Consider the following 11249-nt stretch of genomic DNA (forward strand, 5'->3'; position numbering starts at 1 on the left):
ACCATACAGTCGCGTCAGGTTCAAGAAACTTCCCATGCCCGGATGTTCGCAGACCCCGTGTCACCCCTTTTCCAGCAGCGTCTTGCGCAGTTTCAGCCCGTCCGGATCCAGCCATTTCTGAACCCGCAGCCCGTTGTCGCGCAGGTATTTATCGACGATCTGGCGGTCCCACTGGCTGCGGTCACAGCGGATGAAACGCGTCTGCCGGATCAGGGTATGGCCCGAAACCCGCGCCGCCGCGAAATTCGCCTATCGATATCGGCGGGCACGGCATCTTTGCGATAGCATGCCCCTCGGTTTACGAAGAAAGATCGTAGCGCCTCGGCCATCGTTCTCGCCGCAGCCGTCAGCTTCCGGCTTTGGCGATCAATGGATTTCGAACCGGAACCCTTGTGGTTGACTGTTTCCTGCACTTGCGTTGCGGGCGGAGTTACGGCAGGGACACGCCGGGCACAGGCGGACGAACCGATGAACGCATTCAGACGATTGGGGATCGACGGCTATATGATCCTGCTGCTAGTGACGGCGGTTTTGGGTGTGCTGTTGCCCGCGCGCGGTATCGGGGCCGAGATTCTGGGCCATGTCACCTATGGGGCGGTGGCGCTGCTGTTTTTCCTCTATGGTGGCAAGCTGGATCCGCTGGCCGTCAGGGCGGGGCTGCTGAACTGGCGCCTGCAGGGGATGACCTTTGGCGCGACCTATCTGCTGTTTCCGTTGCTGGGGTTGGCACTGATTGCGGTGTTCGGTCGGGTGCTGGGGCCGGAAATGTCCATGGGGCTGATGTTTCTGGCGGTGCTGCCCTCGACGGTGCAAAGCTCGATCGCCTTCACCTCGATCGCCGGGGGCAATGTCGCGGGGGCGATCTGCGCGGCTTCGCTGTCGAATATTCTGGGGGTGGTGCTGACGCCGCTGCTGGTCACCCGGCTGATCCAGATCGAGGGGGCAGGGGTCACGCTGGAGGCCATCGAGAAGATTGGCGTGCAGATCCTGCTGCCCTTCATTCTGGGCCAGTTGATGCGGCGCTGGATCGCGGGGCCGATCAACCGTCACCGGATGATCAGCATGGTGGTGGATCGCGGCTCGATCCTGCTGATCGTCTTTGCGGCCTTCAGTGCGGGCACCATGGCGGGCGTCTGGTCAACGATTCCCGCGACCAGTCTGGCGATTACCTTTGCCATCGTGCTGCTGTTCCTGCTGATGGTCGTGGCGATCATGCGGCTGTCGGGACGTCTGGCCGGGCTGTCCGAGGCGGACCGCTCGGCGCTGTTGTTCTGCGGTGCGACCAAAAGCCTTGCCAGCGGGTTGCCCATCGCGATGGCGCTGTTTCCCGCAGCCCAGGTCAGCGCGATCATCTTGCCGATCATGATCTATCACATGACGCAATTGCTGCTGTGTTCGGCGATCTCTCAGAAAATGGTGCGTTCTCAGCAGGTGGCACGGCGGAACGCGGCCTAGCGGCCCCGCGTCCATTGCCCGTCCGCCGGTTTTGCACGAACCGCCAGCGACACCGCCACATAGGTCGCAAAGCCCACGGGATCGCGCAGCGCCATCCCGATCAGGGCGCCTTTGGTCAACCGGGGCTTGGCCTCATTCGCGATCAGGTCGGGATGCAGCCGATTGATCTCGGCCACACCGGCATCCTGCCTGCGCCGCACCCGGACCAATGCGGAGAACCCCTCGACCATCGGCCATTCATAACTGCCCTTAACCTCGATCCGTTCCCCGGGACGAAACAGCAGCCGCACGAAGGTATCGTCCGAGATCAGCCGCGGAAACTCGTCCCAGCGTGCCCGCCCCGTTGCGTTGACCGCGAACAGACCGAAACCCGGCGCCGGGCTTTGCGCGAAAGGCAACTGCTGCCAGAACCGCGCATAATGCCGGGTCAGGCCCGATCGTGCCGCGGCGATGCGTGGCCGGGCGCTGGCATAGCGCGGCTGCGACCCGGACAACGCCCGCACCAGCCCGGCGATGACGCCGGGGCCGATGCGGACATCCGCGTCCAGATACAGTCGCATATCGCCCGAAGCTGCCCGGTCCCCGGCATTCAGAGCGCCGGGTTTGCCCAGCCCGGGCAGGTCCAGCACCTGAAATCCCCAGCCCTGCGCCTCTGCCTGCCCGGCCCGCGTCTGCGTCAGTTCCACCGTCCGATCGGTGCAGCCATTGGCAACCACGACCACCTCGGCCCCTGCGTCGGGGGCAGGCTCTTGCAGCAGGTGATCAAGGCAGGGGCCGATCCAGCCCTCCTCGTTATGGGCGGGAATGATGACGCTGAGCACGGCGGTTTCCTTGTTGCGATCAAGGGGGTTATGCGGTGCGGGGCGAAATGGGTCAACCGCGTCGCGACGGCGGGGTTGAAGGCACATCATTTGCGTGTCACGCCTTGGAAAAAGCCGGACAGGAGGATCAGGCGATGCGAAACGGCGGACAGCTGCTGGTGGACAGCCTTGTGGCGCTGGGGGCGCGGCGTGGGTTCGGAGTGCCGGGCGAAAGCTATCTGGCGGTGCTGGATGCGCTTTACGATGTGCAGGACCGGCTGGATTTCGTGCTGTGCCGGAACGAGGGCGGCGCGGCATTCATGGCGGCGGCGCATGGCAAGCTGACCGGTCAGCCGGGGCTGTGCTTCGTGACGCGGGGGCCGGGGGTCACCAATGCCTCGATCGGGGTGCATACCGCCATGCAGGATTCCGCGCCGATGATCCTGTTCGTGGGGCAGGTCGGCACGGATATGAAGGGGCGCGAAGCGTTTCAGGAAATCGACTATCGCGCCGTTTTCGGCAGCATGGCAAAATGGGCGGTTGAGATCGACGATGTTGATCGCATCCCCGAAATCCTGTCCCGCGCATGGATCACCGCGACAACGGGCCGCCCCGGTCCGGTCGTGGTCGCGCTGCCCGAGGATATGCTGACCAGCCGGACCGACCGGTCGCCGCTGCCCGGTCCCGCCCTTATCGCGGAACCGGCCCCGGATGCTGCAACACTGGCGCAGGCGCGCGAGATGCTGGCCGGCGCGGCGCGTCCGCTGATCCTGCTGGGCGGCTGCAACTGGAGCGATGAGGGCCGCGCGGCCCTGCAATCCTTTGCCGAGGCCAGCGATATTCCGGCCATCGTCGCCTTCCGGTATCAGGACCGGTTCGACAATCACTCGTCCGTCTATGCGGGCGAGGCCGGGGTGGGCATGCCGCCGCATGTCAAGGCGCTGATCCGGGATGCGGACGTGATCCTTGCCGTCAATGTCCGTTTCGGAGAGATGACGACGGATGGTTATGGCCTGCTGGATGTGCCGGTCCCGGCTTCGGCGCTGATCCATGTCCACGGCTCGGACCGCGAGATCGGCAAGATCTATCGCCCCGCGCTGGGGATACATGCCGGGCCGAACGCCTTTGCCGCCGCATTGACCCCCGTCAGCGGCGATTGGGGCGCCTGGCGCGCGAAGGCTCGTCGTGATTTTCAGGACAGCCTGACCGCCCCCGCCCAGCCCTCGCCCGTCGATATGGCGGCGGTCATGGCCCATCTGCGCGACACCCTGCCCGGGGATGCGATCATCACCAATGGTGCCGGGAATTTCGCGATCTGGCCTAACAAGTTCTTTGCCTTCGGGCGCAATGCGCGGCTGCTGGCGCCGCAATCGGGCGCGATGGGCTATGGCCTGCCCGCGGCCATCGCCGCCCGGCTGGAGTCGCCGGATCGCGTCGTGGTCTGCTTTGCCGGGGATGGTGATTTCCAGATGACCTGTCAGGAACTTGGCACCGCCATGCAGGCGGGCGCGCAGCCCATCGTGCTGGTCCTGAACAACGGCATCTATGGCACGATCCGCGCCCATCAGGAACGCAATTATCCCGGTCGCGTCTCGGGCACGACGATGCAGAACCCCGATTTCACCATGCTGGCCCGCGCCTATGGCTTTTACGCCGAACGGGTCGGGCAGACCGGCGATTTTGCCGCCGCCTTCGCCCGCGCGCTGGCCTCACCCACCGGCGCGGTGCTGGACCTGAATATCTCGGCCGAGGCGCTGACGCCGCGCCAGACCCTCACCCAGATGCGAGAAGCGGCGATGGCGGCGCATCACGCGGCGGACAGCGCCTCCAGCAGCGCCTGATCGCTGGTCAGACAGCGCAGATCGAGGATCAGCGCCCCGTCACGGATATGGCCGATGACGGGAACCGGCGCGGCGCGCAGCCGGGCAGACAACCGGTCGGGCGCATCGCCGCCGGTGCCGGTCAGCCGCAGCCCGGCGCTGGGAATGGTATCGACCGGCAACGCGCCCGAGCCGATCTGGCTGGCGCAATCGCAGATGGCGGCGTCAAAGCCCCATTCCGCGACGATCCGCGCCACCTGCGGCTGCAACCGCGCTGCCTGCGCGACGATATCGGCTTGCGGGCGCGACAGCATGCGCAAGGTCGGCAGCCGTTCCAGCAGCGTGTCGGGATCGCGATAGAGGCGCAGCGTGGCCTCCAATGCCGCGATGCGGATCTTGTCCAGCCGGATGGCGCGTTTCAGCGGGTTCTTGTTGATCCGCGCGATCAGGTCCTTGCGGCCGACGACGAAACCCGCCTGAGGGCCGCCCAGCAGCTTGTCGCCCGAAAACGTGACCAGATCGGCGCCCTCGGCCACCGCCTCGGCCACGGTCGGTTCGCGCCGCAGCCCGATGCGCGACAGGTCCAGCAGAGATCCCGCGCCCAGATCGTTCAGCAGCGGCACCCCGGCCTTGCGGGCGATTTCGGACAGGCGCGGGGCAGGGACCTCGGCGGTGAAGCCCTCGATGCGGTAATTCGAGGTATGGACCTTGAGGATCACCCCTGTTTCGGGCGTGATCGCGGCCTCGTAGTCGCGCGGATGGGTGCGGTTGGTGGTGCCGACCTCGACCAGTTTTGTTCCGGCGCGGGACATGATGTCGGGCATGCGGAAGGCGCCGCCGATCTCGATCAGCTCGCCGCGCGACACGATGGCCTCGCGGTCCTGACCCAGCGTATTCAGCGCGATCAGCACGGCGGCGGCGTTGTTGTTGACGATGGTGGCGTCCTCGGCCCCGGTCAACTCGCACAGCAACCCGCGCAGATGGTCGTCGCGCTGGCCGCGCGCGCCGCCATCCAGATCGAATTCCAGCGCCAGCGGATGGGCCATGGCAGTGCTGGCGGCGCGGATCGCCTGTTCGGCCAGAATCGCGCGGCCCAGATTGGTATGCAGCACCGTGCCCGTCAGGTTCAGCACCGGCCGCAGCCCGGAGCGGCTGGCGGCGTCCAGATCCGCCGCCACCGCCGCCGCGATCCCGGCGGCGACATCCGCGCCATCCGCCCCGGCGGCGATCTCGGCCCGCGCGGCGTCCAGCCGGGCCCGCAGCGCCAGCAGCGTGGCGGTGCGGCCATGCTGCGCGGTCAATGCCTGCCCGGCATCCGTCAGCAGAAACTGATCGACCGAGGGAAGCGCGCGAAAACCATCCATCAATAACCTGCGAGAAACGGGTTGAAGCCACCCTTTCTGAATTCGGTCTCTTTCATCAGAATGTCCAGCCCCAGACTGCCGACATCATCGGCCACGGGTTCCAGACTGGCATTGCGAACCTGATAGAAGATCTTGACCCAGGACTTGCATTCCTTGCAGACCTCGGCCTTGACGGTCGCGTCGGTGGTTTCAGCCGAACGATAGGTCATGCCCCTGGTCGAGCCGCAGCACAGGCATTTCACCCGCACCTCGTTCCACTGCGTATTGCAGCAGGCGCAGGTGGCATAGCGGATATTCTCGATCCCCTGCGCGCCCATGACGGACGAGGTGACGGGCCGTCCGCCGCAGGTCGGACAGGTGCCCACCCCCACCGGCACCAGCCGCTCGGCATCCAGCGTCGCGGCCAGCCGGGCCATATGCACCTGCACCGCGCAGGCCACGAACAGATGCGGCGCGGGGCTGTCTTCGGGGATGGTGTCGGACAGGATGTTTTCCAGCAGCCATTGCCGGTCGGCGTCATCGGCGGCGCGCACCGCGTTCAGGGCCAGCCGCGCCTCGTCGGGCATCTCCAGCTCCAGCGCGGCCTCGGTCAGCGCGGCCAGCGTATCGGCAAGGGCCGCGTCGTGCAGCATCGCCCGGCGGTCGATCGGCGGCATATTGGCGGCGCGGGCCTGATCGCGGCGTGCGTCGGGCAACGGGGCAACCGGCGGCAGCGTCACCGCCAGACGCGCCTGAAGCCGCGACATATCGGCCAGAAAGCGCAGGTAGGGCGCCAGTTCGCTGGTTTCGGCCAGAAAGGCAAAGCGCTTGGCGCGGGTCTGGAACAGCTTGACCGGGTCGGGCAGAAAGGCCAGCGGCGCCTGCGGGACACCGCCGATCATCGAGGGGTCGGGTTGCAGATTATCGGTCATTCAATCCTCATCGGCGTGGGCAGGCCGGTTCATTCAATGCAGACCGGACCCGACGCGGGGGCGAAGGGTCCGGCCGTCTGTTGTCAGTGTGGTCACGCCTATTCTGACGGCCGGTCGGTCCCGCGTCCAGCCAGTTCACGCAGCCATTTGCGGTGGTGACGGAAGGCCCAGCCGCCGGTCACCGTGCCACGGGTCATGGCGCGGATGGTGCCACGGGTCCAGATCGCCGCATAGACGTGGATGATGAAGATCAGGATCGACCCCACCGCCGCCATCGCATGGATCACCACCGCCACCCGGCGCACCGGAATCGAGGCGAAGAAGGGCGCGTAACCTTCCCACAGATAGATATATTGTTCCCAAATCACGATCCCGCTGAGGATCATGGTCAGGATCAGGAAGGTCATGCCCCAGAACACCATTTTCTGACCGGCATTGTATTTGCCAAGCTCGGGCAGGTTTTCCTCGCGCGCCTGAATGACATCGCCGATCTTGCGGCTCCATTCCACATCCTCGCGGGCGGGCAGGTTCAGCCGCCACATCTGGATGAACAGGCCGATGAAGCTGACGACCAGCACCAGACCGATGATCGGGTGCATCCAGCGGGCGTTCTGCCCGCCGCCGAACAGCCCCGTCATCCAGTAAAGCGACGGGTGAAAGAAGGCAAAGCCCGAGATCAGCAACAGGATCATGCAGATCGCCGTCAGCCAGTGATTGGCGCGGGTAAAGCCGCGATAGCGGTTCACCAGCACCGGGTGTTTGGCCTCGATCCTGTCGCCGGGGGCGGAATAGACACGTTTGACAGCCATCACGCCCCCCTCTCGTCATCGTGGTCGGACGCTTCGACCAGTTCCTCGGCCTCATGCTCTTCTTCGGCACTGACCTCGTTGGCGCGTGCCAACAGGCCATGCAGCACCGCGCCCGCCGCCGCCAGACCGGCCGCTGCCAGACCGACAGTCTTGGCCGGGCCCTTCCAGCCTTCGACCAGCGGAGATATCCGCGGATCATCCGGCAATCCGGCATAAAGCGAGGGCTGGTCGGCATGGTGCAGCACATACATCACATGCGTGCCGCCGACGCCTTCGGGATCGTAAAGCCCGGCATTGTCATAGCCGCGCGATTTCAGATCGGCGATGCGGCCTTCGGCATGGGTGATCATGTCCTCCTTGGTGCCGAAGACGATGGCCTGCGTGGGACAGGCCTTGGCGCAGGCCGGCCCCTGACCCACGGCGACGCGGTCCGAGCAGAGCGTGCATTTCTTCGACACATGCGCGGTCTTCGAGATGCGCGGGATGTCGAAGGGGCAGCCCTTCACGCAATAGCCACAGCCGATGCAGTTGTCCGAGATGAAATCGACGATGCCGTTGGTGTACTGCACGATCGCGCCGGGGGCCGGGCAGGCCTTCAGGCAGCCCGGATCCTCGCAATGCATGCAGCCGTCCTTGCGGATCAGCCATTCCAGATCGTTGGTCACCGGGTTTTCATATTCGGTGAACCGCATCAGCGTGTACATCTCGGGCGTCAGATCATGCGGGTTGTCATAGACCCCGACATTCTCCTCGATCGCGGGATGGGTGTCGTTCCACTCGACACAAGCGGTCTGGCAGGCCTTGCAGCCGATGCATTTGGACACATCGATCAGTTTGGCCAGCTTGGTCAACTCGCGATCCGGCGTGGGTTGGGTGGTTGTGGCCGAGACGCGCATGACATCGCGCGCCCCGAAATTGGCCTCCATCGGCTGAACCGGAGGGTTCGCGACGGCGGTGGTGGGGAAGTCGGCTGTGTTGGTCATGCCACCGGCTCCTCTGCGGGTTCGATATTCACAAGGAAGGCCTTGAATTCGGGGGTGTTGATATTGGCATCACCCACGAACGGCCCCAGCGTATTCGGGCCGAAGCCCTTGCGCGCGGCGCCCTTGAAGCCCCAGTGGATCGGTATCCCCACGACATGGACCTGCTTGCCGTCACAGGCCAGCGGACGGATCCGCCGGGTGACGACCGCCTTGGCCCAGATCTGACCGCGCTTGGACCAGACGCGCACCCGGCCACCCTTGCGGATGCCCCGTTCGGCGGCCAGTTCCTCGCTGATTTCCACGAAGAACTCGGGCTGCGTCACCGCATTGGTGACGTTGTGCTTGGTCCAATAGTGGAAATGCTCGGTCAGGCGATAGGACGTCGCGACGAAGGGGAATTCGTCACTGGTGCCCAGCTGCGCCACGTCACCTTCGAACATCCGGGCAACGGGGTTGCCGCGCATGCCGGGGTTAAGCGGATTGGCCACCGGGCTTTCAAACGGCTCCATATGGGTCGGGAAAGGCCCGTCCCGCATGAGACGCCGCGAGAAGAACCGGCTGGTGCCCTCGGGGTTCATGATGAACGGCCCGACCTCGCGTGGATTGGCGGTGACGGCGATGTCGGGCACGTCGTTGCCGACCCAGCGTTCGCCATCCCATTCGATCAGCGTCCGGCTGGGATCCCAGGGCTTGCCGTCGATATCGCAAGAGGCCCGGTTATACAGCACGCGGCGGTTCGCGGGCCAAGAGAAGGACCAGTTCAGATAGGTGCCCATGCCCGACGGGTCGCTGTTGTCGCGACGCGCCATCATGTTGCCATCCTTGGTCCAGCAACCGGTATAGATCCAGCAGGCGCCGGTGGTGGTGCCATCGTCGCGCATCTCGCCGAAGCCAGACAATTGCTGGCCGGCTTCGAGGATCTTCTTGCCGGGTTCCTCGGGGTCGAAGACATCGACCAGCGCCCGCCCGTTCAGCTCCATCGCCAGTTCTGCCGGGCTGGGATGCAGCGGGTCCTCATAGCTCCAGTCCAGGTTCAGAACCTGCTCGGGTGCCTTGCCGCCCTCTTCCTCATAAAGCTTGCGCACGCGCTGATAGATATTCGCCATGATGGCGATATCGGTCTTGGCGCTGCCCGGAGGTGTCACCCCCGCCCAGTGCCATTGCAGCCACCGGCCCGAGTTCACCGTGGCGCCTTCGTCCTCGGCAAAGCAGGTGGTAGGCAGCTCCAGCACCTCGGTCTGGATCGAGGCGGTATCCACATCGTTGTGGATGCCGTGATTTTCCCAGAACGACGCGGTTTCGGTCTCCAGCGGGTCCATCACCACCAGCAGCTTCAGCTTCGAGAAGGCCTCGGTCAGCTTGCCCCGGTTGGGGAAGGCGAGGATCGGGTTGAAACCCTGACAGAAATAGACGTTCACCTCGCCCTTCGACATCATGTCGAACATGCGCAGGCCGTCATATTCCGCGATGTCCAGCTTGGGCAGCCAGTCATAGCCCCAGCCGTTTTCGGCCGTGGCATTATCGCCCCACAGCGTCTTGAGGAAACTGACCATGAACTTGTTATAGTTCTGCCAGTAGCTCATCTGGTTGGGCCGCAGCGGCTGGTTGCCACGGGTGGACATATAGGTCTCGAAATCGACCTCGTTCTCGCGTGGCATGGCCAGATAGCCCGGCGCAAGGTTCGACATCAGGCCGACATCGGTCAGACCCTGAATGTTCGAATGCCCGCGCAGTGCGTTCATGCCGCCGCCCGGAACGCCGATATTGCCCAGCAACAGCTGCAACATCGCCATGCCGCGGATGTTCTGCGACCCCTTGGAATGCTGTGTCCAGCCAAGCGCATACATCGAGGTCATGGTCTTGGTGGGCGTCGAGCATTCGCCGATCATCTCGCAGATCTTCAGGAAACGATCCTTCGGCGTTCCGCAGACATTCTCGACGAATTCGGGCGTATAGACATCGACATGCGCCTTGAGCAACTGCCAGACGCAGCGCGGATGCTGCAAGGTCTCGTCGTTGACGACATAGCCGTCATCGCCCAACTCGTATTCCCAACTGGTCTGGTCATAGCTGCGGGTTTCTTCGTCATAGCCGGTGAACATGCCGTCCTGCCAGCCGAAATCCGCACGCACCAGATAGCCGACATTGGTATAGTTGCGGACATAGTCCCACTGCACCTTGTCGTTCTCGATGCACCAGCGGATCACCCCCATCAGGAAGGCGATGTCCGTACCGGGGCGGATCGGGGCATAGTAATCCGACACGGAAGCCGAGCGGTTGAAGCGCGGGTCCACGACGATCAGTTTGGCACCGCGATGGTGCTTGGCCTCTGTCACCCATTTGAAGCCGCAGGGATGCGCTTCAGCAGCGTTGCCGCCCATGATGACAACGAGGTCGGTATTCTTGATATCGGTCCAGGAGTTCGTCATCGCTCCACGGCCAAATGTCGGGCCCAAACTGGACACCGTGGGGCCGTGTCAGACGCGCGCCTGGTTGTCGAATCCTACGATCCCGAGCGAGCGGACCACTTTCCAGGTCGCCCATGCGGTTTCATTGGTGGTGGCCGATGCGGCCAGAAAACCGGTCGTGGTCAGACGGTTGACGGGCGTGCCCTTGTCATCCGTCTCGATCAGGTTGGCATCGCGGTCGTCCTTGATGGCGCGGGCGATCTTGTCGAACGCCTCATCCCACGAGATTTCCTCGAACCGGTCCGAACCCGGCGCGCGATAGCGCGGATGCGTCAGCCGGGTTTCCGCGTTGACATAGCTTTTCAGCGCAGAGCCCTTGGGGCAAAGCGTGCCACGGTTGGTCGGGTGGTCGGCATCGCCTTCGATGTGGATCAACTCTGCCTTCTCGCCGGCGTTCAGATCGCCATTGGAATACATGATGATCCCACAGGCGACCGAGCAGTAAGTGCAGATGTTGCGGGTTTCGGTGGTGGTGGCCAGTTTGAAGCTGCGCACATGCGCAGCCACCTGAGCCTCTGCCTGCCCGAAGCCCATGGCTCCAAGCGTGGTCGCCGCCGCCCCCGCCCCCGCAAGCCGCAGAAATCCGCGGCGCGAAAGGTCGATATTCATGGGACCTCCTTCGTACCTGTCGTCAAGATG

8 protein-coding genes are annotated in these 11249 nt (G+C 64.5%); 2 read left to right on the forward strand and 6 right to left on the reverse strand.

The genetic code is table 11. From position 1 onward, the window contains the following. Positions 1–468 precede the first annotated feature (468 nt). Positions 469–1455, forward strand: a complete 987-nt coding sequence (locus JHW40_RS21090; protein ID WP_090611435.1) for a bile acid:sodium symporter family protein — start codon at positions 469–471, stop codon at positions 1453–1455. Here JHW40_RS21090 and JHW40_RS21095 read toward each other — a convergent pair. Beyond that, positions 1452–2276 (reverse strand): glycosyltransferase family 2 protein, encoded by an 825-nt coding sequence (locus JHW40_RS21095; protein ID WP_244519154.1) that lies wholly within the window; start codon positions 2274–2276, stop codon positions 1452–1454. The genes JHW40_RS21090 and JHW40_RS21095 overlap by 4 nt on opposite strands. Before the next feature lie 134 nt (positions 2277–2410). Here JHW40_RS21095 and JHW40_RS21100 point away from each other — a divergent pair, with 134 nt between their 5' ends. Beyond that, on the forward strand, positions 2411–4096 hold the full coding sequence (locus JHW40_RS21100) for a thiamine pyrophosphate-dependent enzyme (protein WP_090611436.1): 1686 nt from the start codon (positions 2411–2413) through the stop codon (positions 4094–4096). On the opposite strand, the gene selA is transcribed toward JHW40_RS21100, so the two are convergent. The 5 genes from selA to fdnG all read right to left on the reverse strand — a co-directional run bounded on the left by selA (position 4063) and on the right by fdnG (position 11219). Further along, positions 4063–5439: an L-seryl-tRNA(Sec) selenium transferase gene (gene selA / locus JHW40_RS21105; RefSeq protein ID WP_090611437.1), complete on the reverse strand. Its 1377-nt coding sequence runs from the start codon at positions 5437–5439 to the stop codon at positions 4063–4065. The two genes, JHW40_RS21100 and selA, sit on opposite strands and share 34 nt — an antisense overlap. Further along, positions 5439–6350, reverse strand: a complete 912-nt coding sequence (fdhE, locus tag JHW40_RS21110; RefSeq protein WP_090611438.1) for a formate dehydrogenase accessory protein FdhE — start codon at positions 6348–6350, stop codon at positions 5439–5441. Before fdhE ends, selA begins: the two co-directional genes overlap by 1 nt. Before the next feature lie 98 nt (positions 6351–6448). After that, positions 6449–7159, reverse strand: coding sequence for a formate dehydrogenase subunit gamma (locus tag JHW40_RS21115; protein ID WP_090611439.1), 711 nt, complete (start codon positions 7157–7159; stop codon positions 6449–6451). Then, positions 7159–8142: a formate dehydrogenase subunit beta gene (fdxH, locus tag JHW40_RS21120; RefSeq protein WP_090611440.1), complete on the reverse strand. Its 984-nt coding sequence runs from the start codon at positions 8140–8142 to the stop codon at positions 7159–7161. Before fdxH ends, JHW40_RS21115 begins: the two co-directional genes overlap by 1 nt. Continuing rightward, on the reverse strand, positions 8139–11219 hold the full coding sequence (gene fdnG, locus JHW40_RS21125) for a formate dehydrogenase-N subunit alpha (protein WP_090611441.1): 3081 nt from the start codon (positions 11217–11219) through the stop codon (positions 8139–8141). The genes fdxH and fdnG overlap by 4 nt, the downstream gene beginning before the upstream one ends. Positions 11220–11249: the final 30 nt, after the last annotated feature.

It is taken from the genome of Paracoccus alcaliphilus, assembly GCF_028553725.1.
Lineage (GTDB): Bacteria > Pseudomonadota > Alphaproteobacteria > Rhodobacterales > Rhodobacteraceae > Paracoccus > Paracoccus alcaliphilus.